Origin of the sequence: Polaromonas sp. (genome assembly GCF_030680935.1) — a bacterium.
GTDB lineage: Bacteria > Pseudomonadota > Gammaproteobacteria > Burkholderiales > Burkholderiaceae_C > Polaromonas.
In genome coordinates this window covers 34,486-56,095 of record NZ_JAUXUP010000014.1, presented here as the reverse complement: position 1 = coordinate 56,095, position 21,610 = coordinate 34,486, and the positions used below count along the sequence as shown (strand labels likewise).

The following is a 21,610-nucleotide window of genomic DNA, read 5'->3' as shown; positions in this document are numbered from 1 at the left end:
CGTGCCGGGCAGCAGAAAACCCAGGCCCAGGCAACGCGGGCACTCGGTGATCACCGTCTGCTTTTCCACCTCAAAGTGTTCATTGATGTTTTCGCTGTCAATGCGCAGTTCACCCGTGCCATTGCAGTCGGGGCAAGGTGTCCGTTTGAACCCCATGGTGGCCTCTGACATGACGTGCTCCTGACCGTGTGAATTTCAATCAGCTGCACTCTACGCGAAAAATACCGGATGCCCAACAAAAAAAGCCCGGGCGAAGCGGGGTAGCTTCAGCCGGGCTATGGGCGCCTGTAGGACTCAGTTCAATGGAACTGCTCTTCTTCGGTCGAGCCGGTCAGCGCGGTCACGCTGGACTTGCCGCCCTGGATCACGGTGGTGACTTCGTCGAAGTAGCCCGTGCCGACTTCCTGCTGGTGCGACACAAAGGTGTAGCCACGGTCACGTGCTGCGAACTCGGGCTCCTGCACCTTCTCGATGTATGCCGTCATGCCGCGTTTGACATAGTCCTGGGCCAAGTCGAACATGTTGTACCACATGGAATGGATGCCGGCGAGCGTGATGAACTGGTACTTGTAACCCATGGCGCCCAGCTCTTTCTGGAACTTCGCAATGGTTGCATCGTCGAGGTTTTTCTTCCAGTTGAACGATGGCGAGCAGTTGTAGGCCAGCATCTTGCCAGGGTGCACCTTGTGCACGGCATCGGCAAACTTCTTGGCAAAGGCCAGATCGGGCGTGCCGGTCTCGCACCACACCAGATCGGCGTAATGAGCGTAGGCAATCGCGCGGCTGATGGCCTGGTCTATGCCTTTTCTGGTCTTGTAAAAACCTTCGGAGGTACGCTCGCCCGTGATAAAGGGTTTGTCGTTCTCGTCGTAATCACTGGTCAGCAAATCGGCAGCTTCCGCATCGGTGCGGGCAATCACCAGAGTGGGCACGCCGCAGACGTCGGCAGCCATGCGCGCGGCGATCAGCTTCTGGTTGGCTTCCACCGTCGGCACCAGCACCTTGCCGCCCATGTGACCGCACTTCTTGACCGAGGCCAGTTGGTCTTCCCAATGCACACCGGCGGCGCCCGACTTGATCATGGCTTTCATCAGTTCAAAGGCGTTGAGCACGCCGCCAAAACCGGCTTCGGCATCGGCCACGATGGGTGCGAAGTTGTCGATGTAGCCCTTGTCGCCAGCATCGATACCCTTGGAGTGCTGGATTTCATCGGCACGGCGGAAGGTGTTGTTGATGCGCTCCACCACCTGCGGCACGGAGTCCACCGGGTACAGTGACTGGTCGGGGTACATGGACGAATAGCTGTTGTTGTCAGCAGCGACTTGCCAGCCCGACAGGTAAATCGCCTTGACGCCGGCTTTCACCTGCTGCATGGCCTGACCGCCGGTCAACGCGCCCAGGCAGTTGACGTAGGGCTCGTTGTTGACCAGATCCCAGAGCTTTTCAGCACCGCGACGTGCCAGGGTGTATTCGATCGGAAAGGAACCGCGCAGGCGGATCACGTCAGCGGCGCTGTAGCCGCGCTTGATGCCTTTCCAGCGGGGGTTGGTCGCCCAGTCTTTTTCGAGAGCGGCAATTTGCTGTTCGCGGCTCAGTTGTTCAGTGAGGGTCTGTGGCATGGGGTCACTCCGGAAGTTGAATTAAAAAGGGGGCCAAACCGCGCTGCAACTTGCTTGTGTGTGTGCGCTGTTTGCTCTGGGCTCTACTTTAAGTCTTCTACAAGACTTTGTGAAGCTCTTATGTCTTATATAAGATAAAAATCTTCTTCAATAAAATCAATGTTCTTTTGTCGCTTTTTTATAATACGGAAAATGATTTCTCGTATTGAGAAATTTTGACGCGCCGCAGCATTTTCAGATCCCACCATATGAAATAGTTTTTCTGGATTGTGAAATACGCCTTGCACCCGCTTCACGCCCACTTTGCGAGTTTCCAGGCGCAAGGGATTTGGGAACTCGCCCGCGTGAGCAGCTGGCGTCGAGCGACTCAGGAAGCCAGTGTCCGGCGGCGCCAATCGCCAGAGGGGATGACCGGGCAGCCGTCCACGCGTGATGCATTGATTTCGTAAACCAGGCAAACAGGCCCGGCAACGGTCCGCGCGCCATCCTCATCCATCTGCACCGCCAGCTCGCGCTTGCTGTATTCGCCGGTTTGCTGTGGCCAGACCTCTTCGATTTGATCGAGCAGGCGCTCCAGTTCGGTGGTGATGGCGTAGACCTCGCCGGTTACCCGGCTTTCCCCGCCCAGCAGCAGCCCCGGATAGGGGCCCAGGTCGTAAAGCACGCCGGCCACGCTGGCCATGCCGATGAATTGCGGAGCCGGCTGCAGGCGCGTGATGTCACGCACATCCCCGCGGCGCAGCGTGCCATAGACGAAAACATGACGGAGGGCGCAAGCAGGCATCGGTTCAGCGCTGGAATTGAGGCATCATTTCCGCTCATTGTTGCAGTCCCGGCAGCAACGCCGCATCACTTCCGGAAAGACCCCCGTTTTAATGAACCGCATTCTGGCTTACGCCTGCCTCGCGCTCAGCATGTCACTGGTCGGCAGCTATGTGGCGCTGTCCAAACCCCTGGTCGCGATTTTCCCGGTGTTCCTGCTGGCCTGGCTGCGCTTCGGCATCGGCGGCGCGGCCATGCTGCACTGGCTGAAAAAACCCGCCGGCGAAGCGACTATGACGCGGCAGACCCGACAACTGGTCTTCCTCGAGTCCTTTCTCGGCAATTTCCTGTTTTCCATCTGCATGTTGTACGGCGTCAGCCTGTCCAGCGCGGTGGCGGCCGGCGTCATCATGGCCGCCATTCCCGCCGTGGTGGCGCTACTGAGCTGGTTCTTCCTGCGCGAGCGTATCAGCCTGCGCGTGGGGCTGGCGGTGGCCTGTGCAGTGCTGGGCATCGCGCTGGTTTCGCTATCAAAAACAGAGCTGTCCACGCATACCGGGCATGGGCTGGAGGCCGATTTGGCTTCAAACAATGCGTGGTTGGGCAATCTGCTGCTGCTGGGCGCGGTGTTTTGTGAAGCCGCCTATGCGGTGATCGGCAAAAAACTCACCGGCGCCCTGGGCGCCAGACGCATCACCGCGCTGATCAACCTCTGGGGCTTTGTGCTGGTCACACCCATGGGCCTGTGGCTGGCCTGGAGTTTTGACTTTGCCGCCGTGGCGCCAGGTAGCTGGCTGCTGCTGCTGTTTTACGCGCTGGCCGCCAGCATCTGGACGGTCTGGCTGTGGATGACCGGACTCAAAAGCGTGCCCGCCAGCCGCGCCGGTGTGTTCACTGTGATGTTACCCATCAGCGCGACGCTGGTGGGTGTGTTTGTGCTCGGCGAAGCCATGGGCGGCGCACAACTGGCAGCGTTTGTGCTGGCGCTGGCGGGTGTGGTGCTGGCCACCGTGCCCGAACGTGCCAGGCCCGCTGTGCAGCCGAAACTGCCTTCGAACTGAGGGCGGTCCGTCACGCGCCCTGAGGCGCGGCCCGCCCGGCTCAGCGGGCGGAAAACAGTTGTTTGTACTGCTCGCGCAGCAGGTTCTTTTGCACCTTGCCCATGGTGTTGCGCGGCAGTTCACCAACCACAAAACAGCGCTTGGGAATCTTGAAGTTGGCCAGCCCTGACTTCAGCGTGGCAATGATGGCGTCGCCGTCCAGCGTGCTGCCGGGCTTGGCGATCACGATGGCGATGCCGACCTCGCCAAAGTCCGCGTGCGGTACCCCGACCAGCGCGCTTTCCGCGACACCCGGCATGTCGTTGATGAAACTCTCGATCTCGGCCGGGTAGACGTTGTAGCCGCCGCTGATGATCAGGTCCTTGCTGCGCCCAACGATGGTGATGTAGCCGCGTTCGTCGATTTTGCCGACGTCGCCGGTCTTGAAATAGCCATCGGCAGTGAATTCTTCCTTTGTTTTCTCCGGCATGCGCCAGTAGCCCTGGAACACATTCGGGCCTTTGACCTGAATCCCGCCTATCTCGCCAGTCGGCAAGGCCCGCCCATCGTCGTCCTGCACGCGCAGACTGACCCCGGGCAAGGCAAACCCAACGGTGCCGCCGCGGCGCTCGCCGTCGTAGGGGTTGGAGGTCAGCATGGCGGTCTCGCTCATGCCGTAACGCTCGAGGATGGTGTGACCAGTGCGTTGCTGCCACTCGGCAAAGGTTTCAATCAGCAGTGGTGCCGAGCCCGCAACAAACAGCCGCATGTTGCGGCAGCTTTCCCGGCTCAGGCCCTGCTCGGCCAGCAGGCGCACATACAACGTGGGCACACCCATGAACACCGTGGCCTCGGGCAGTTTCTGCACCACCAGCTTCGGGTCAAACTTCGCCAGCCAGATCATCTTGCTGCCGTTGATCAGTGCGCCGTGGATGGCGACAAACAGGCCGTGCACATGAAAGATCGGCAGCGCATGGATCAGCACATCGCCCGGCTTCCAGCCCCAGTAGTCCTTGAGCACCAGCGCATTGCTGAGCATGTTGCCGTGCGACAGCATGGCCCCCTTGCTACGACCTGTGGTGCCACTGGTGTACAGGATGGCCGCCAGGTCGTCAGCGCCGGACTGTGCCACCTCATGTTGGTCGCTGCAATGTGCCGCACGGTCCAGGAGCGAGCCGCTGCGGTCATCGTCCAGCGTGAATACGTTTTGTGTACCGGCCTTGAAGGCAATCTTGCTGACCCAGCCGAAGTTCTTGCGGCTGCAAACCACGACTGACGGTTCAGCGTTAGCGATGAAGTATTCAATCTCGGCGCTCTGGTAGGCCGTGTTGAGTGGCAAAAACACGTAACCGGCCCGCAGAGTGGCCAGGTACAGCATCATGGCCTCGACCGATTTTTCGACCTGCACGGCCACCCGTGCGCCTTGAGGCAGGCCCATGGACTCCAGCAAATTGGCCAACATGGCCGTGCCCCGGTCCAGGTCGCGCCAGGAGTACATCAGGCCGTCGTCGGTTTCCACCGCCACCGCATCCAGGTCTTCAGGAAAGGCCGCGCGCAAGGCAGCATACAGGTTGTGGTTTTTCATGGCGTGGGCTGGAATCAAAAGCTCAGGGCTTGCGCTGCAGCTGAAACTGCGGCGCACGTTTTTCAACAAAGGCCGTCACACCTTCACGGTGTTCAGGAGAAGCCGCATAGCGGAAGGAATTTGCTATCAAATCAGGAGCTGGCTGCGCATATCCAGTCAGGGTCATAGCCCGAAAACACTGTTTATTCAGGCGTGCGGCGCCTGGCGCCAGGCTGACCACACGTTCGGCCATGGCCCGCGCTTCAGTGGCCACTTCATCGTCAGGAAACACACGATTGAGAAAACCGCGCTGCAGCAGGGTGGCCGCATCCAGCGTGGCAGCGGTCAGCAGCATCTCGCGCGCTGTCAACTCGCCGGCAGCGCGCATGACCAAGGCCGCTTCGCGCGGCGCCATGGGAAAGCCCAGCCTGGCAATTGGCGCACCAAACCTGGCAGAGGCGCCAGCAAAACGCAGGTCGCAGCAGCTGGCAATCTCCATGCCGGCCCCCATACACGCGCCTTCGATCTGCGCCAGCAGCGGCAGGTCGCAGTCGAGCATGGCCTGCAAGGCGCCCCAGACTTCGTTTTCATGAAAATCGCGCAGGGCCGCCTCGTCAAAACGGAAGTCCGGGTATTCAGCGATGTCACCGCCTGCGCAGAAGTTGCCCGATTGCCCGCTCAACACCACACAACCGATATCGCTGCGCTGCTGCAGGTCGGCAAACAACTCCCGCAGGGCCCGCCACATGGCTCGCGACATGGCATTGAGTTTGCCCGGGTGGGACAGGGTGACCTGCGCAACCGGGCCCTCAACCGCCAGCAGAACCTTTCCCGTCATGTAGGTCCTGAAGCGCTCAATCGAGCTTGGCGCCGGAAGCCTTGACCACCTGCGCCCATTTTTTGACCTCAGCGCTGATGAAGCTGCCAAACTGCGGGCCGGCCAGACCAGTGAATTCGGCCCCCTGGCGCGCCCAGACTGCTTTGGCTTCGTCGGTGGTGCAGGCTTTGCGGATTTCTTCGATGGCGCGGGCCTGCGCGTCGGCCGGCATGCCTTTGGGTCCCCAGACGCCGTACCAGGTGGTGACGTTGTACTCGGGCAAGCCCATTTCGGCGGCACTGGGCACGTCGGGAATCGCCGGGTTGCGCTTGTTGCCGGACACCATCAGCGCCTTGATGCGGCCGCCGGCAATGTGGGCTGCCGACGAGCCGAGACCGTCAAACATCATCTCGACATCGCCCGCGATCAGGCCCTGCAACGCCGGGCCTGCACCCCGGTACGGGATGTGCGTGATGAAGGTTTTGGTCTGCTGCTTGAACAACTCGCCAGCAAGGTGGTGCGAGGTGCCAGCACCTGCGGAGCCGTAGTTGAGCTTGCCCGGGTTCTTGCGGGCAAACTCCAGAAAGTCCTTGAAGTTGGCAGCGGGTACCTTCTGTGGGTTGACCACCACCACCTGAGGCACGCTGGCCACCAGAATAAGCGGCACCAGATCCTTCTCCAGGTCGTAATCGAGCTTGGGGTACATGCTGGGCGCAATGGTGTGATGCACAGCGCCCATGAACAGGGTGTAGCCATCGGCTGGCGCCTTGGCCGCAATGCTGGCGCCCAGCGTGCCGCCCGCGCCGCCGCGGTTGTCGATGATCAACTGTTTGCCTGTCAGGCGTGCAAACTGGGCCGACATCGGACGCGCAAACGCATCAGTACCGCCACCGGCCGGAAAGGGCACGATCATCGTGACGGGTTTGTTGGGCCAGCCCGGCTGGGCATAAGCGCCCAGGGAAAACACCGCGGCACCGGCAGCCGCCGTTCGCAACACGTCGCGTCGGGTCGCGTGTCTGTCAAGGGTTGATGTCATGTCTGTCTCCTGTCGTTGTTGAAAGAAAAATGCAACGCATACTTATTAAATGTACAAACCTTCGATGTCCCCCGATACCGGGACTTTCCCCTGCGCCAGCAGCGCCCTGTGCTTGTCCAGGCGCTTGAGGTCGTAAAGGTAATTGACCATCAAACCGCATGACTGTTTGAGGCCTTTGGGTGAAGGGTCGCCCAGCCAGTTGAGGCGCTCTACCCGGGCTCCGTTGCCCAGGTGAAAACGTGCAACCGGGTCCAGGGGCTTGCCGTCTTCAAGCACGCGGCCCAGGTAATGCGCCGCGCACGCCAGCAACATGCGGCGCACCGGCGATCTGTCGTCCAGCAGCGGCAGGTTGTCTGCTGCCGTGAGCAGATGTTGCGCAGTGGGCGGCTCAAAACCGAGCGCCAGTCCCAGCGCGCTGCGCTCTTTGTCGCCAAGCTGCTGCAGCATGGCAGCCGCATTTTTGCCCAGCCATTGACGGAAGCCCGGAATCGGTGACAGGGTGGCAAAGTGTTTGAGCCGGGGGAACTCGGCATGCAGGGTCTCCACCACCCGTTTGATCAGCGAATCGCCAAAACTCACACCGCGCAAACCGCTCTGCGTGTTGCTGATGGAGTAAAAAATCGCGGTCGTGGCCTTCTTCAGATCGGCCGGCGCCGCCGACTCATCCAGCAGCGGCGTGATGCCGGCGGCCATCTCGTCCATCAGTGCCACCTCGACAAAAATAAGGGGTTCGTCGGGCATGCGGGGGTGGAAAAATCCGTAGCAACGGCGGTCGCTGTCGAGCCGGTTTTTCACGTCGGACCAGCTCTTGATGTCATGCACCGCCTCGTACCGGATCAGCTTTTCAATCAAGGAGGCCGGCGAGTCCCAACTGATGCGGCGCAGGTCCAGAAAACCCACATCGAACCAGGTCGAGAACATGTACTCCATCTCGACATCGAGCGCCTGAAGTCGCTTGTCGGCCTTCAGGTGCGGCAACATGTCGGCACGCAGATCGACCAGAAAACGAAAACCTTCCGGAAACGCGCTGAAGCGTTGCAATAATCTGCGACGCGGTGAAACGGTGGCTCGGCGGTAACGCACCTCGGCCACGGCTTCGTCGGGCGTGCCGACGGCTGCGGCAAACTGGGCCTGGGCGAGTTTGACCTTCTGCGCATCGGCTACAAATTGCTCGCTCATCAACAGCCACATGTCACGCCTTTCATGCAGGGAGGCGCGGGCATACCAGCCCGCCACTCCGCTGGCGCGCCGGCCGCCTTCGACCTCGCTGACCTGCGGGTCCACGATGGCTTTGAGCTCTTCCAGGGTGCGGCGCAAGACGCGCGGCGACAGGGCCTCTTCTTTCTGCCGCAACGTGGCCTTGAGCCGCTCCCGGGTGGAGCGTTGCGGCTGCACGCCATCGGGCAGCACACCATTTGCTATTTTTTTAATAGCTGGTTGCGCAGAACCGGTAACGGCCGCAGCCGTTTTTTCTTCTGTTTTTTTGCCAGTCGAGAAACGCGACACGCTGCGTGCCAGCCAGTCAGAGGTGTTCATGATGTCACCCGTGTGCGCTGGTTGCGGGCGAGTTCACGCAAGGCCTCGCGCTGGCGCGTGAGGTGGGTGCGCATCGCGGCGTCGGCGCCTTCGCTGTCCCTGGCCTTGAGCGCGGCAAACACCGCCATGTGCTCCGACAGGCTTTGCGCCAGCCGGCCAGGTGCGTGCAGCTGCTGCGCCCGCGCCAGCTTGAGGATTTTGCGCAGATCGGCAATCGCCACGGCCAGCCAGCGGTTGTCTGCCAGTGTGATGATGGCCTCGTGAATCGCGAAATTGGTGTCGTAATAGTCGTTGATGCGGCCCGCCTTGGCGTGACCGGCCAGTCGCTCATGCAGGGTGGTTAGCGCCGCCAGGTCGGCATCTGTGGCGTTGCGCGCCGCCTCAAAGGCGCAGCGCCCTTCCAGCAGCGCAATCACCGGAAAAATATCGTCCAGGTCTTTTTCAGTCACTTCGCTGATGAAGCAGCCGCGCCTGGGCTCATGACGCAGCAAGCCCTCTGCCGTCAGTACCTTGAGCGCCTCACGCAGCGGCGTGCGGGAGATCTGCAGCCGCTCGCAGAGCACCGGCTCATCCAGAAAACTGCCGGGCGCCAGCAAACCGGCAAAGATCTGCTCCCGCAAGGTGGCGGCCACTTCCTGGTGCAATGAATTCTGGACAAGTCGCATGAGGATGGAGAGCGGTGAAGGTCGGGCAAGTTGCAACGCGGACTGCAGGCAGAAACCAGCTTTTCAAACCACGACCGGTAAATTCCCGGCGGAAGGCGGTAATCAATTACCTGTAATTACAGGTAATTATGACAGCTTCATGGTTGGTGGCAAGCTTTAAAAAATCCACGCACTGTGTTTTGCCTGATGCCTGCTTCCGGCCTGCGCGATCAGCGCTAAGCGCCCGTGAAATCACGGCCGATGTCCGGCGGCGGCGCCCTGCTCCTCTTCACCTCAGGCTTACTGACTAAAGCGCGCAAGACCGGAAGCCACAAAAAATATCGTCGCGCTCGGGCAGGTAAAAATTGCGGTACTTGGGGTGTTTCATACGTCCGCGCGTCGCCAGCGAACCGCCGCGCAACACTTTGTGCGTGCCAAACCAGGGCGCAGAATACTCGGCATACGGACCGGGCACAAAGCCCGGGAAGGCGCGGAAGGTGCTGCCCGTCCACTCCCAGACATCGCCCCAATAGAACCCCCGGCGCGCAGCTGTATGCGCCGCCACCTCCCACTCGACCTCGGCCGGCAGGCGGCGCCCGGCCCAGCGGCACCAGGCGTCGGCCTCCCACCAGCTCATGTGCATGGCGGGCTGATTGCCCAGCATGCGCCGGGGTGTGCCGAAGCGGGTCTGCATGACCGCGCCGCTGGCGACACCAATCTGCTCGACATAACGCGGGCCGCGCCGGCCCTCGGTCCTGACGATCTGCTGCAGCCAGTCCCGGCCGCCAGCCTGCCAGAGCTCGGGGCGGTCGTACCCGCCGTCATCGACAAACTCGACAAACTGGGCCCAGCTGACCGGCTGGGCGTCGATTTCAAACTCGGGCACCCGGACCTCGTGCGCGCCCTGCTCGTTGTCAAATGCAAATCCGGCGCCCTGGCCCTGGGCCGCGCTGCCCAGATGCCACACAGTGGCCGGCACCAGCACGGGCTCGCGCAGCGTCATGGCCGCAGGTGTGAAGGCCTGCAGCAAGGGTTTGTCCAGCGCCAGCCCCAGCGTCTGCGCGGTGTAGGTCAGGGCTTCAGCATGCATGTCTTCGTGAAACAGGCAGAGCCGGTAAAAGTACAGGGCCGCGTCGTCGTCACCCGCTTTTTCCAGCAACTCCAGCGTGCCCTCCAGGGTGTCCAGCAGGTAGGCGCGGCAGGCCGATACAGTGGGCAAATTCAGCGACCAGCGCTGCTGATGCGGCACATTGGTCGAGTCCCACCAGCGGTCGGCAGCAGGTTCGATGGAGGCCAGGCGCGCATGCGCCGGATCACTGGTGGCACCCAAGGCGCGCTGCAGATTGCGGCCAATCCACCACTCCTGAAACCAGGCGATATGGCCAAGCTCCCAAACCGGGGGGTTGAGCACTGACAACTGGGGCACCACAAAATCTACTCCCTCCAGCGCCAGCTGGTACTGGCCAAAAAGGCGCAGGGTGTGGTTGCGCGCATCCATCAGCGCCAGCGACAGTGCATCGCGCCCCGCGCTGCGCATGGAGGGTGAGTCGACTTGGCCGACCCGATTGCGGTCTGGCACCAGCGGAGAAGGTGGGGGGGGTGCGTCTGAAGCCAAGGCAGTGGTCCTCATCATCACCAGCGCCGTCACGCCCGCGGGATACGCGGTCTGAAAACACGGTACCGGTGCCATGTCTGTCGCCCATTGTGACACTGGTCGCCAAGCGCCCTGACCGCTACGGGATAACACCGTCACAAAGTTGTCAGCTTGCCTTCTATAGTGCTCTATAAAATCCCCCACGCGCCAAACTGTATCCGGCACGCCCTTTAACAGGGGTTGCCGGATGATTTTTATGCGTGGACTCTTTTTTCTGGAGACAAAATGCGCGCCTTGCTGAAATTCTCAACCGCCGTGGACTGGCTCAATGCCCAGATTGGCAAATATGTGATCTGGCTGATCCTGGCCTCCACCATCATCAGCGGCGTCAACGCCGTGATTCGCAAGACCTTCAACATGAGCTCCAATGCCTACCTCGAGGTGCAGTGGTACTTGTTCGCGGCAGCTTTTCTGCTTGCCGCAGGCTACACCCTGCTCCATGGTGAACACGTCAAGATCGATGTGGTTTCCAGCAAGCTGTCCAAACGCGGCCAGATCTGGGTCGACATCATCGGTTTCGCAGTGTTCCTGACGCCGGTGTGCCTGACCATCCTGTACTACGGCATTCCGTTTTTTCTGCAAGGCTATCGTTCGGGTGAAATGTCGGGCAACGCCGGTGGGCTGATCCGCTGGCCGGTCTACGCCATGATTCCTCTGGGCTTTACCTTGCTGATGGTGCAGGGCTGGTCCGAGCTGATCAAGCGCGTCGCTTTCCTGAAAGGGCTGATCGAAGACCCGACTACCAAGAAAGTCGAAAAGACGGCCGAAGAAGAACTCACCGAGGCCATCCGCCGCCTCGCAGAGTCCAAAACCAACGCCGGCTGATCGGGACACATCATGGAATTTTTCATCTCCAACCTCGCCCCCATCATGTTTCTGGGGCTGATCGTTTTTCTGCTGATGGGCTTTCCGGTGGCGTTCAGCCTCGGCGCCTGCGGCCTGTTCTTCGGTTTCATCGGTGTTGAACTCGGCGTATTGCCGGAAGCCCTGCTACAGGCCCTGCCTCTGCGCCTCTTCGGCATCATGCAGAACGATACCCTGCTGGCCATCCCCTTCTTCACGCTGATGGGTCTGGTACTGGAGCGCAGCGGCATGGCCGAAGATCTGCTGGACACCATCGGCCAGCTCTTCGGTCCGCTGCGCGGCGGCCTGGCCATCGCGGTGATTCTGGTCGGCGCCCTGCTGGCGGCCACCACTGGCGTTGTCGCGGCATCGGTGATTTCCATGGGCCTGATTTCACTGCCCATCATGCTGCGTTACGGTTACGACAGGCGCATCGCCTCGGGGGTGATTGCCGCTTCCGGCACCCTGGCGCAAATCATTCCGCCTTCGCTGGTGCTGATCATCCTGGCCGACCAGCTGGGCCGCAGTGTCGGCGATATGTACAAGGGCGCCTTCGTCCCCGGTTTTATCCTGACCGGCATGTATGTGGGTTACGTCTTCGTGCTGGCCTTCATCAAGCCGCAATGGGTGCCCGCGCTGCCGCCCGAGGCGCGCACCATCCGCGAGGACGACGGCAAGGCCGGACTGCTGTCGTTGCTGCTGCTGACGATCGCTGCGTCCGGCAGCGCAATCTATTTCGCCAAACACTATGCCGACGTCCAGACCTGGTGGAAAGGCGAGACCGTCGCCTCGGTGCCTCTCGATGAGACCATCGTGGTCTCCATGTGCGCAGGCGTGCTGCTGGCCCTGCTTATCGCTGTGATCAACAAGGTTACCCGCCTGGGACTGCTGTCGCGCATGGCTGAACGCGTGACCTTTGTGTTGATTCCGCCGCTGCTACTGATCTTCCTGGTACTCGGCACGATTTTCCTCGGCATTGCCACGCCGACCGAAGGCGGGGCCATGGGCGCACTCGGCGCGCTGATCATGGCGTTTGTGCGCCGCCGCCTGAGCTTCTCGCTGCTCAAGCAGGCACTCAACACCACCACCAAGTTATCTTGTTTTGTGGTCTTCATCCTGATCGGTTCGACGATTTTCAGCCTGGTGTTCCAGGGCGTGGACGGACCGAAATGGGTCGAGCACCTGCTCAGCGGCCTGCCCGGCGGCCAGGTAGGCTTCCTGATCGTGGTCAACGTGCTGATCTTCTTCCTGGCCTTCTTCCTGGACTTCTTTGAGTTGTCCTTCATCGTGGTGCCGCTGCTGGCCCCGGTAGCCGAAAAGCTCGGCATTGACCTGATCTGGTTCGGCGTATTGCTGGCTGTCAACATGCAGACCTCCTTCATGCACCCGCCTTTTGGTTTCGCCTTGTTCTACCTGCGCAGCGTCGCGCCCATCAAGGAATACACCGACAAGGTCACCAACAAGCTGATTCAGCCAGTGACCACCATGCAGATCTACTGGGGGGCCGTTCCCTTTGTCCTGATCCAGGTCGTCATGGTCGGCCTGATCATTGCCTTCCCGGGCATTGTGTCCAGCGGCCTGGACAAGGTCGAGAAGATCGACCTGGACAAGGTCATCCTGCAGGTTCAGGAAGAGCCGGTGGAAGCCCCTCCAGCGCCTGGCAGTGCGGCGGAAGCCGATGCCGAGAAGAAGCTTGCCGATGACGACCCGATGAAAGCCATGCAGGACTCCATGGCCAAGGACAAGAAGTAAGGTCCACCCGCCCTCGCAAGGCGGTCGCTTTGCAAGGTCAAAAAGCCCCGGCGCATGCCGGGGCTTTTTTTTAACCCCACCTCCTCATATGGCGGCGCCGACGCTTTTCCGTCCATCAGGAAGTGACGCCCGCGATATCGTCGGGCCTGAGGTACGCGCATGCAAGGGCATGCCCTCCACCAAGGCGCCGGCTATGAATTCCCCTGAGTGCAGGTCTGCCCCCCATGCCAATGGTCAGCCACTACGCTCAACCAGCGCGCCCTCAGGACGTCGGGATTGTCTTCATTCACCTGCACCGCACTCTGCTCGCAGCAGTCAGCCTGTGGGTGGCTGCCGGTTCCAGCGAGCGCGCATGCTGCGGGCATAAAAAAAGCCCCGCAGAGCGGGGCTTTTGGAGAAGCAAAGAAGCAACCGGCTCAGAGCTTCTGGGCCTGCATGAAGTTGTCGAAACGGGCTTCCGTGAAACGGAACCACAGGTTCTGGTCGCGGCGGAAAGTAGCGTAGTCCTCGTACACTTTTTTCCAGGCCGGGTTCCTGGCGCTGATTTCGGAATACAGGGCCATGGACTCCTTGAAGGCAAGATCCAGCACGTCCTTGGGGAAAGGCACAACCTTGGTTTTGTTGCCAACGAGTTGCTTCAAAGCGGTCGGATTCTTGGCGTCGTACTTGGCCTGCATCTCGACGTGGGCATACGCTGCAGCCGCCTCGACGATGGCCTTGTTGTCTGCGGACAGCGCATCGTAGGCCTTGTTGTTGACAAACACGTCCAGCTGGGGGCCACCTTCCCACCAGCCAGGATAGTGGTAAAACGGGGCGACCTTGTTGAAGCCGAGCTTCTGGTCATCGTAAGGGCCAACCCATTCGGCTGCGTCAATCGTGCCTTTTTCCAGGGCCTGGTAAATCTCGCCGCCAGGAATGTTCTGCGGCACGGAGCCCATGCGCTCCAGCACCTTGCCGCCGAAGCCGCCGATGCGCATCTTCAGGCCCTTCATGTCCTTGACCGACTTGATTTCCTTGCGGTACCAGCCGCCCATCTGGCAACCTGTATTGCCAGCCGGGAAATTGACGATGTTGTACTTGGCGTAGAACTCGCGCATCAGCGTCATGCCATTGCCTTGGTACATCCAGGCCGTCATCTGGCGGCTGTTCAGGCCGAAAGGAATCGCACAACCGAGTGCAAAGGTTTCGTCCTTGCCGAAGAAGTAGTAGGGCGCGGTGTGGCAGCACTCAACGGTGCCGTTTTGCACGCCATCGACCACACCGAACGCGGGCATCAACTCGCCAGCAGCATGGGTGCTGATGGTGAATTTTCCACCACTCATGTCACTCACTTTTTTGGCGAAGGTTTCAGCACCGCCAAAAATGGTGTCCAGCGATTTGGGGAAGCTGGACGCAAGGCGCCAGCGAATGGCAGCGCCCTGCGCGTGCACCGCTGGCGCAATGCCGGCGGCCAGTACGCCGGCAATGCCAGCGTTTTTGATAAGGGAACGACGATCCATGAGCAAGCTCCTCAGTAGTGAAAGAATTGATAAGGTACAACCACCTGCGAGTGTAGAAGCCACTCCCTCCTCTCGCATCGGGAATTACCCACCGAGGCTTAACCCCAGTGACGCAAACCGCAGGCACAACGGCCTGTATCAAGCAGTTGTTGCGCGGATTGTAGGGATGTCCCTCAGGTGACTCGCGCGGGTTTTCCCTCAAAACGGCGCCTGCGCAGCGCCGCCCTCAGCGTTCTGTCAGCAATGCTGATCAGCACCCATCCTTGCAATGCTCGATGACGGCGTACACATCGCGCGCATGAATCTACTCAAAGTGGGTGGCATCCACCCGGTAGCTGCCATTGCGCACATCCGGCATGGCGGCAGCGCCGCTGTCACCCTGCATCTGGTTTGTCATACCCGTGGCAGGTCATGCGACCGATTTCAGCGGCCGCTGGGCCGGTGCGGGCAACACACCAAAACGCTGCACGATGGATTGTTCAATGCCGGCTGCGTCCAGCCCCTGGAGCGCAAGCAATCTGGCGGGGTCGCCATGCTCGGTGAACTCGTCGCGCAGGCCCAGCTGCAACAGCGGCTTGCTGACGCCGGCCGCCGCCAATGCCTCGGCGACCGCACTGCCCGCACCGCCCATCACCGCGCCTTCTTCGAGCGTGACCAGCGCGTCATGGCCAGCCGCAACCCGCAGCAACAACTCCGTGTCAACTGGCTTGGCCCATCGCATGTTGACCACGGTGGCACCTAGTTTTTCGGCGGCCTGCAGCGCCGGATAAAGCAGGGTGCCAAAGGCCAGAATGGCCAGTCCCTTGCCCTCACGGCGCACCTCGCCTTTGCCGAAAGGCAGTGCCTCCAGGCCGGGCTGCGTGGCCACACCCGCACCGGCGCCGCGCGGGTAACGCACCGCCACCGGGTGGTTTTGCGCAAATGCGCTGCTGAGCAACATGCGGCACTCGTTTTCATCGGCCGGGCAGGCCACACTCATGTTCGGGATGCAGCGCAAAAACGGTATGTCGTAGGCACCGGCGTGCGTGGCACCGTCGGCGCCCACCAGGCCGGCGCGGTCCAACGCAAACACCACAGGCAAATTTTGCAGCGCTACATCGTGGATCAGCTGGTCGTAGCCGCGCTGCAAGAATGTGGAATAAATGGCCACCACCGGTTTCAGCCCCTCACAGGCCATGCCCGCTGCAAAGGTGACGGCGTGCTGCTCGGCAATGCCTACGTCGTAATAACGATCCGGGAAACGCTGGTGAAACTCGACCATCCCCGAGCCCTCACGCATCGCCGGGGTGATACCGACCAGACGTTGGTCTTGTTCAGCCATGTCGCAAAGCCAGTGACCAAACACCTGGGTGAAAGTCTGTTTGGCGGGTGCGCTTGATTTTTGCAGCCCCATGGCGGGGTCGAACTTGCCGGGCCCGTGGTAGGCCACCGGATCGGCTTCGGCCAGCTTGTAGCCCTGGCCTTTTTTGGTCACCACATGCAAAAACTGAGGGCCCTCGCCCTTGTCCATCAGGTGTTTGATGTTTTCCAGCGTGGGGATCAGCGACTCAAGGTCGTGGCCGTCGATCGGACCGATGTAGTTGAATCCGAAATTTTCAAACAGGGTGGCCGGCACCACCATGCCTTTGGCGTGGGATTCAAGTCGCTTGGCCAGCTCAAACAGCGGCGGCGCGACCTTGAGCACCTGCTTGCCGACGTTTTTGGCCGAGGCGTAAAACTGCCCGCTCATCAACTGCGCCAGGTAGCGGTTGAGCGCACCGACCGGCGGACTGATGCTCATGTCGTTGTCGTTGAGCACCACCAGCAGCTTGCAGTCGCAGACACCGGCGTTGTTCATCGCCTCAAACGCCATGCCAGCGCTCATGGCGCCGTCGCCAATGATGGCGACCGCATGGCGCTCTTCGCCCTTTTGTTTGGCCGCCATCGCCATGCCAAGCGCCGCCGATATCGAGGTGGACGAATGGGCGGTGCCGAAGGTGTCGTACTCGCTTTCGTCGCGCCGGGGAAACCCGCTGAGACCACCCATCTGGCGCAGGCTGCCCATGCGGTCGCGCCGGCCGGTCAGGATCTTGTGCGGGTAGGTCTGATGGCCCACGTCCCAGACCAGCCGGTCATCGGGCGTGCTGAACACGTAATGCAAGGCGACCGTGAGCTCAACCGTGCCCAGATTCGAGCTCAGGTGCCCACCGGTTTGCGACACGCTGTGCAGCAGATAGGCCCGCAACTCGTCGGCCAGCGCCTTGAGCTGGGCCCTTGGCAGCAGGCGCAAGTCTGCGGGACTGTGGATGGTTTCAAGCAAAGGGTACATCGTGGGGTCTTGTAGCTGATGTGGGGTGTCGGAGGTAGCAGTTTCTATGCGAATCTCAGGGGCTGCTCAAGTGTTGCGGTTCACCAGCATATCGGCCAGGGCGCTGAGTGCATCAATGTGCCCGAGCTCACTGGCCTTCAGGCTGTGATGCGCTTGCGACAGCAGCTCCTGCGCGTAATTGCGCGACGCCGTCAGCCCCATCAGCGACACAAAAGTGGGCTTGTCCTGGGCCGCATCCTTGCCTGCGGTTTTACCCAGAGTGGCGGAATCGGCGGTCACATCGAGAATATCGTCCACCACCTGAAAGGCCAGGCCTACCGCCGCACCATAGTCACGCAGTGCGTCCCGCGCCGCCGCCGGAGCGACGCCACAGGACGCGCCCATCATCACGCTGGCCTGCAGCAAGGCGCCGGTTTTCAGCCGGTGCATGTCGTGCAGCTGTTCTGAAGTCAGGGCCCTGCCGACACTGGCCAGGTCAATCGCCTGCCCGCCGGCCATGCCCTGGTGGCCGGCCGCCTGCGCGAGCATGCGGCACAGGGTCGCCTGTACCGCCGGATCCACCGATCCGTCGTCCGGTGTCAACAGCTCAAACGCCAGCGCCTGCAAGGCGTCGCCGGCCAGCAGGGCCTGCGCCTGGCCAAACTTCACATGGACAGTGGGTTTGCCGCGCCGCAGCACATCGTTGTCCATACACGGCATGTCGTCGTGCACCAGCGAATAGGCGTGTATCAGCTCCACCGCGCAAGCCACACGCAGCGCCGCCGCAGGGTTGCCGTCCACCGCCTCGCAAGCCGCCATGACCAACAGCGGGCGCAGGCGTTTGCCGCCGTCGAGCACGGCGTAACGCATTGCATCGCCCAGGCCCGCCGGGGCTGGCACCGGCTCGGGCGGCGCCACCCAGCGCTGCAGGGCGTGTTCCACCGCGCCCAGTTGCCGGGCGCTCCAGGCGTCCAGCGCAAAAGAGGTGTATGGACTCACGGATTTACTCGGGGTTCCAGGGCTTGAGCTCACCGCCCTCAAGCACCTTGATCTGGTTTTCGACGGCTTCCAGCCGGTCGCGGCAGAACTTGAGCAGCTCAGCGCTACGCTGGTAGCCCGTCAGCAGCTGATCCAGCGGCAACTGGCCCGACTCAAGGCGGGCCACCAGGGCTTCAAGCTCTTCCAGGCCGGCTTCGTAACTGACCGGGGCGGCGGGGACGGGGGGGGAGGATGTTTTGGCCATGGCTATTTGTCGCAGCGCTGATTTTAGGCCGTTGTGGCGGGCGAGCTGCATGGCCCGGGCAGGCGGGTCGGCGCAGTACAATTACCCGCTCCTCCCGCCCGCAGCGTTCGCCCCCGTGACCGGCTGACAGTTTCTTGACCTACCTCTACCGAAACCCCCTGTTTCGGCCACCGCATGTCTGATCTAAGCCTTCGCCACCTGCAGGCCACCAGCCAGCTTCCGATCTCCAGCTACTTCGATGCCGGCCTCTACCAGCGGGAACAGCAAAAGCTCTTTGCCCGCGGTCCGCGTTATGTGGGGCACGAGCTGTCGGTGCCGAATCTGGGTGACTACCATGCGTTGCCCCAAGAGCTCGGCGGCCGCGCGCTGGTGCGTAATGCCGGCGGGGTCGAGTTGATCTCCAACGTCTGCCGGCACCGCCAGTCCACCATGCTGCAGGGCCGTGGCAACACCGGCAACAATATTGTCTGCCCGCTGCACCGCTGGACCTACAACACCACTGGCGAGCTGATAGGCGCGCCGCATTTTGAGGTCGACCCCTGCCTGAACCTGAACCGCTACAAAACCAGCACCTGGAACGGTCTGGTGTTTGAAGACAATGGCCGCGACATCGGTGCCGAGATGGCGCCACTGGGCGCCATGCCCGACCTCGATTTCACCGGCTACCAGCTGGATCGCGTTCACCTGCATGAGTGCAACTACAACTGGAAAACCTTCATCGAGGTCTATCTGGAGGATTACCACGTTGGCCCCTACCACCCGGGCCTGGGTGCCTTTGTCACCACCGACGACCTGCGCTGGGAGTTGACGCCGCACTACTCGGTGCAGACCGTCGGTGTCTCCGACAAACTCGGCAAGCCCGGCACCGACATCTACAAAAAATGGCACGACGTGGTGCTTCAATACCGCCACGGCGTGCCCCCCAAATACGGCGCCATCTGGCTGACTTATTACCCGAATGTGATGGTCGAGTGGTACCCGCACGCGTTGGTGGTCAGTACCCTGCACCCCCAGGGACCGGACAAGACGCTCAATGTGGTGGAGTTTTTCTATCCTGAGGAAATCTGCGCCTTTGAGCGCGAGTTCATGGACGCGCAGCAAGCCGCCTACATGGAGACCTGCGTCGAGGACGACGAAATTGCGCTCAGCATGGACGCCGGACGCAAGGCATTGATGCAGCGCGGCGACAACGAGTTTGGCCCCTACCAGAGCCCGATGGAAGACGGCATGCAGCATTTTCACGAGTGGTACCGCCGCGAAATGGGCGCGAGCAAAACCACACAAATGCTTTGATGCCTGCACCCCGCACCCCATCCGCTATCACTTTCGTAGCTGTTTGCGCTTGCCACACAAGGGCTGACGCCCGTTTTTACCTCTAAGGCGAAAGCAACACCATGCAAGCCCTCTGGATGTTGGCCGCGGCCTTTTTCTTTGCCACGATGGCGGTCTGTGTGAAGTTCGCATCGGCCCACTTCAACATGGCCGAGCTGGTGTTTTACCGCGGCCTGCTCGGTGTGCTGTTCATGTGGGTCTGGGCGCGGGGGCGCGGCGTGGGCCTGGCCACGCGGTATCCCGGCATGCACATGTGGCGCAGTCTGGTCGGCGTGATCTCGCTGGGCGCCTGGTTTTATGCCATCGCCCACCTGCCGCTGGCCACCGCCATGACACTCAACTACATGAGCAGCGTCTGGATTGCGGCCTTTCTGGTCGGCGGTGCCTTGCTGATGGGACTGCTGCCGGCCAGCGGAAAAACCGCAGCCGGCACCTTTCAGTCACAAGGTCCTCTGGTGCTGACCGTGATCACCGGCTTCATCGGCGTGGTGATGATGCTCAGGCCCACGATCGAACAGAACCAGGCCTTTGCCGGACTGATAGGCCTGATGTCGGGCATGCTCGCAGCGTTTGCCTACATGCAGGTCATGGCGCTGGCGCGGGTGGGTGAGCCTGAAGTGCGCACGGTGTTTTACTTCGCGGTCGGATCTGCGCTGGCCGGTGCCCTGGGCATGCTGGTGACCGGCCTGTCTGAATGGCACTGGAGGCCGGCGCTCTGGCTGATCCCTATGGGAGTACTCGCCTCGCTTGGCCAGTTGTGCATGACCCGCGCCTACAGCCTGGCCAAAACCCGCAGCGCCACGCTGGTGGTGGCCAATTTGCAGTACGCTGGCATCGTGTTCGGTTCGGTTTACAGCCTTGTGCTGTTTGGCGACACCATCCCCCTGATCGGCTGGGCCGGCATGGCACTGATTGTGGCCAGCGGCATTGCAGCTACGGTGTTGCGCGCCCGCGCGGCGCCAGGGTCGCCAGCCGAAGAACACTGAGAAATTGTCCGCCACCGATTGGGAGTCGCCATGTACACCACCCTGATTTCCGCCGAACAGCTGAAAACACTGCTGGCCAGCCCCGGTCGCTGCCGGGTTTTTGATTGCAGCTTTGACCTGATGCAGCCGCAGGCGGGGCGCCAGCAGTATCTTCAGGCGCATATCCCCGGCGCGATCTACGCCAACCTCGATACCGACCTCAGCGCCAAACACGGCGTACCCGGCGCACATGGCGTGCTGACGGCGCATGAGGGCGCCGACCAGCCGGCTTCTGGCGGGCGCCACCCCTTGCCCAACCGCGAAAAATTTGCCATCTGGCTGTCCAGCGTGGGTTTTGCCAATGACATGCAGGCGGTGGTCTACGACCGCCAGGGTGCCAACTACTGCGGTCGCCTGTGGTGGATGCTCAAGTGGGCCGGCCATGAGGCGGTGGCTGTGCTCGATGGGGGTCTGCAGGCGTGGCAGGCGGCGGGGGGCGTGGTGAACAACGGTGAAGAGCCGGCGCATTTCCAGGCGAGCTTTTTTCCCGGCCCCGAGAAAGCGTCACTGGTCGATGGTCAGACGGTTGCCGCCCGGTTGGCACAAACCGGCCAGACGCTGATAGATGCCAGAGCGCCCGCGCGCTTTCGCGGTGAGGTTGAGCCCCTTGACCCGGTAGCCGGCCACATACCGGGCGCATTGAACCGCCCTTTCAGCCAGAACCTGGGACCGGACGGCAAGTTCAAACCGGCCGAACAACTGCGTGAGGAATTTCTGGCGCTGCTGGACGGTCGCGACCCGGCCAGCGTGGTGCACCACTGCGGCAGCGGCGTGAGCGCTGTGCCCAACCTGATGGCGATGGAAATCGCAGGGCTGGGCCGCAGCGCCCTGTACGCGGGCAGCTGGAGCGACTGGTGCAGCGACAGCCGCCGCCCCGTGGCGCGCGGCGTGTGATTGAAAAAAATAGCTGAAACTGCTCCACACCGCGCTAGTATCAAGCGGTAAACCATGCCCTCC

19 protein-coding genes are annotated in these 21,610 nt (G+C 61.6%); 6 read left to right on the top strand and 13 right to left on the bottom strand.

Annotated elements, in window-relative coordinates; genetic code table 11:
• Positions 1-299 precede the first annotated feature (299 nt).
• The 3 genes from aceA to Q8L50_RS04590 form a co-directional block, all read right to left on the bottom strand.
• Positions 300-1,619 carry an isocitrate lyase gene (aceA, locus tag Q8L50_RS04600; protein ID WP_305347481.1) on the bottom strand — a complete coding sequence of 440 codons (1,320 nt, stop codon included), beginning with the start codon at positions 1,617-1,619 and terminating at the stop codon, positions 300-302.
• A gap of 125 nt (positions 1,620-1,744) precedes the next feature.
• Entirely contained in the window at positions 1,745-1,942 is a 198-nt protein-coding gene (locus Q8L50_RS04595) for a hypothetical protein (RefSeq protein ID WP_305347480.1), read from the bottom strand.
• Positions 1,943-1,986: 44 nt separating this feature from the next.
• Complete coding sequence (locus Q8L50_RS04590; RefSeq protein ID WP_305347479.1) at positions 1,987-2,403, bottom strand: gamma-glutamylcyclotransferase; 417 nt, start codon at positions 2,401-2,403, stop codon at positions 1,987-1,989.
• A gap of 91 nt (positions 2,404-2,494) precedes the next feature.
• On the opposite strand from Q8L50_RS04590, the gene Q8L50_RS04585 reads away from it, so the two are divergent.
• Positions 2,495-3,442: a DMT family transporter gene (locus tag Q8L50_RS04585; protein WP_305347478.1), complete on the top strand. Its 948-nt coding sequence runs from the start codon at positions 2,495-2,497 to the stop codon at positions 3,440-3,442.
• Between the two features lie 40 nt (positions 3,443-3,482).
• On the opposite strand, the gene Q8L50_RS04580 is transcribed toward Q8L50_RS04585, so the two are convergent.
• The 6 genes from Q8L50_RS04580 to senA all read right to left on the bottom strand — a co-directional run bounded on the left by Q8L50_RS04580 (position 3,483) and on the right by senA (position 10,651).
• Positions 3,483-5,006: a malonyl-CoA synthase gene (locus tag Q8L50_RS04580; protein WP_305347477.1), complete on the bottom strand. Its 1,524-nt coding sequence runs from the start codon at positions 5,004-5,006 to the stop codon at positions 3,483-3,485.
• A 22-nt stretch (positions 5,007-5,028) separates the two neighbouring features.
• Positions 5,029-5,823: an enoyl-CoA hydratase/isomerase family protein gene (locus tag Q8L50_RS04575; RefSeq protein WP_305347476.1), complete on the bottom strand. Its 795-nt coding sequence runs from the start codon at positions 5,821-5,823 to the stop codon at positions 5,029-5,031.
• Between the two features lie 16 nt (positions 5,824-5,839).
• Positions 5,840-6,838: a tripartite tricarboxylate transporter substrate binding protein gene (locus Q8L50_RS04570; RefSeq protein ID WP_305347475.1), complete on the bottom strand. Its 999-nt coding sequence runs from the start codon at positions 6,836-6,838 to the stop codon at positions 5,840-5,842.
• Between the two features lie 45 nt (positions 6,839-6,883).
• Positions 6,884-8,374: a malonyl-CoA decarboxylase gene (locus tag Q8L50_RS04565; RefSeq protein WP_305347474.1), complete on the bottom strand. Its 1,491-nt coding sequence runs from the start codon at positions 8,372-8,374 to the stop codon at positions 6,884-6,886.
• Positions 8,371-9,039 (bottom strand): GntR family transcriptional regulator, encoded by a 669-nt coding sequence (locus Q8L50_RS04560; RefSeq protein ID WP_305347473.1) that lies wholly within the window; start codon positions 9,037-9,039, stop codon positions 8,371-8,373. Before Q8L50_RS04560 ends, Q8L50_RS04565 begins: the two co-directional genes overlap by 4 nt.
• 286 nt (positions 9,040-9,325) lie before the next feature.
• Entirely contained in the window at positions 9,326-10,651 is a 1,326-nt protein-coding gene (gene senA, locus Q8L50_RS04555; RefSeq protein ID WP_370869751.1) for a selenoneine synthase SenA, read from the bottom strand.
• 246 nt (positions 10,652-10,897) lie between these two features.
• Here senA and Q8L50_RS04550 point away from each other — a divergent pair, with 246 nt between their 5' ends.
• Both Q8L50_RS04550 and Q8L50_RS04545 read left to right on the top strand, forming a co-directional pair.
• Positions 10,898-11,497: a TRAP transporter small permease subunit gene (locus Q8L50_RS04550; protein ID WP_305347472.1), complete on the top strand. Its 600-nt coding sequence runs from the start codon at positions 10,898-10,900 to the stop codon at positions 11,495-11,497.
• Between the two features lie 12 nt (positions 11,498-11,509).
• Complete coding sequence (locus Q8L50_RS04545) at positions 11,510-13,267, top strand: TRAP transporter large permease subunit (RefSeq protein WP_305347471.1); 1,758 nt, start codon at positions 11,510-11,512, stop codon at positions 13,265-13,267.
• A gap of 416 nt (positions 13,268-13,683) precedes the next feature.
• Here the strand turns inward: Q8L50_RS04545 and Q8L50_RS04540 are convergent, their stop codons facing one another.
• The 4 genes from Q8L50_RS04540 to xseB all read right to left on the bottom strand — a co-directional run bounded on the left by Q8L50_RS04540 (position 13,684) and on the right by xseB (position 18,296).
• On the bottom strand, positions 13,684-14,766 hold the full coding sequence (locus Q8L50_RS04540; protein ID WP_305347470.1) for a TRAP transporter substrate-binding protein: 1,083 nt from the start codon (positions 14,764-14,766) through the stop codon (positions 13,684-13,686).
• A 409-nt stretch (positions 14,767-15,175) separates the two neighbouring features.
• Positions 15,176-17,074, bottom strand: coding sequence for a 1-deoxy-D-xylulose-5-phosphate synthase (dxs, locus tag Q8L50_RS04535; protein ID WP_305347469.1), 1,899 nt, complete (start codon positions 17,072-17,074; stop codon positions 15,176-15,178).
• 66 nt (positions 17,075-17,140) lie between these two features.
• Complete coding sequence (locus Q8L50_RS04530; protein ID WP_370869750.1) at positions 17,141-18,052, bottom strand: polyprenyl synthetase family protein; 912 nt, start codon at positions 18,050-18,052, stop codon at positions 17,141-17,143.
• 4 nt (positions 18,053-18,056) lie between these two features.
• Positions 18,057-18,296, bottom strand: coding sequence for an exodeoxyribonuclease VII small subunit (gene xseB, locus Q8L50_RS04525; protein ID WP_305347468.1), 240 nt, complete (start codon positions 18,294-18,296; stop codon positions 18,057-18,059).
• 174 nt (positions 18,297-18,470) lie between these two features.
• Between xseB and Q8L50_RS04520 the strand changes: the two genes are divergently transcribed.
• From Q8L50_RS04520 to Q8L50_RS04510, 3 genes are all read left to right on the top strand, one after another.
• Entirely contained in the window at positions 18,471-19,589 is a 1,119-nt protein-coding gene (locus tag Q8L50_RS04520) for an aromatic ring-hydroxylating dioxygenase subunit alpha (protein WP_305347467.1), read from the top strand.
• A 101-nt stretch (positions 19,590-19,690) separates the two neighbouring features.
• Positions 19,691-20,614, top strand: coding sequence for a DMT family transporter (locus Q8L50_RS04515; protein WP_305347466.1), 924 nt, complete (start codon positions 19,691-19,693; stop codon positions 20,612-20,614).
• Between the two features lie 30 nt (positions 20,615-20,644).
• A complete protein-coding gene (locus Q8L50_RS04510; RefSeq protein ID WP_305347465.1) occupies positions 20,645-21,547 on the top strand; it encodes a sulfurtransferase in 903 nt (300 codons plus the stop codon).
• The last annotated feature ends 63 nt before the right edge of the window (positions 21,548-21,610 follow it).

What these genes read in the sequence shown, in the direction of transcription:
- dxs (WP_305347469.1), bottom strand. Translation starts at nt 17,074, where the DNA reads ATGTACCCTTTGCTTGAAACCATCCACAGTCCCGCAGACTTGCGCCTG.
- Q8L50_RS04520 (WP_305347467.1), top strand. Translation starts at nt 18,471, where the DNA reads ATGTCTGATCTAAGCCTTCGCCACCTGCAGGCCACCAGCCAGCTTCCG.
- aceA (WP_305347481.1), bottom strand. Translation starts at nt 1,619, where the DNA reads ATGCCACAGACCCTCACTGAACAACTGAGCCGCGAACAGCAAATTGCC.
- Q8L50_RS04550 (WP_305347472.1), top strand. Translation starts at nt 10,898, where the DNA reads ATGCGCGCCTTGCTGAAATTCTCAACCGCCGTGGACTGGCTCAATGCC.
- Q8L50_RS04545 (WP_305347471.1), top strand. Translation starts at nt 11,510, where the DNA reads ATGGAATTTTTCATCTCCAACCTCGCCCCCATCATGTTTCTGGGGCTG.
- Q8L50_RS04570 (WP_305347475.1), bottom strand. Translation starts at nt 6,838, where the DNA reads ATGACATCAACCCTTGACAGACACGCGACCCGACGCGACGTGTTGCGA.
- Q8L50_RS04585 (WP_305347478.1), top strand. Translation starts at nt 2,495, where the DNA reads ATGAACCGCATTCTGGCTTACGCCTGCCTCGCGCTCAGCATGTCACTG.
- xseB (WP_305347468.1), bottom strand. Translation starts at nt 18,296, where the DNA reads ATGGCCAAAACATCCTCCCCCCCCGTCCCCGCCGCCCCGGTCAGTTAC.
- Q8L50_RS04565 (WP_305347474.1), bottom strand. Translation starts at nt 8,374, where the DNA reads ATGAACACCTCTGACTGGCTGGCACGCAGCGTGTCGCGTTTCTCGACT.
- senA (WP_370869751.1), bottom strand. Translation starts at nt 10,651, where the DNA reads ATGATGAGGACCACTGCCTTGGCTTCAGACGCACCCCCCCCACCTTCT.
- Q8L50_RS04515 (WP_305347466.1), top strand. Translation starts at nt 19,691, where the DNA reads ATGCAAGCCCTCTGGATGTTGGCCGCGGCCTTTTTCTTTGCCACGATG.
- Q8L50_RS04580 (WP_305347477.1), bottom strand. Translation starts at nt 5,006, where the DNA reads ATGAAAAACCACAACCTGTATGCTGCCTTGCGCGCGGCCTTTCCTGAA.
- Q8L50_RS04510 (WP_305347465.1), top strand. Translation starts at nt 20,645, where the DNA reads ATGTACACCACCCTGATTTCCGCCGAACAGCTGAAAACACTGCTGGCC.
- Q8L50_RS04590 (WP_305347479.1), bottom strand. Translation starts at nt 2,403, where the DNA reads ATGCCTGCTTGCGCCCTCCGTCATGTTTTCGTCTATGGCACGCTGCGC.
- Q8L50_RS04540 (WP_305347470.1), bottom strand. Translation starts at nt 14,766, where the DNA reads ATGGATCGTCGTTCCCTTATCAAAAACGCTGGCATTGCCGGCGTACTG.
- Q8L50_RS04575 (WP_305347476.1), bottom strand. Translation starts at nt 5,823, where the DNA reads ATGACGGGAAAGGTTCTGCTGGCGGTTGAGGGCCCGGTTGCGCAGGTC.
- Q8L50_RS04560 (WP_305347473.1), bottom strand. Translation starts at nt 9,039, where the DNA reads ATGCGACTTGTCCAGAATTCATTGCACCAGGAAGTGGCCGCCACCTTG.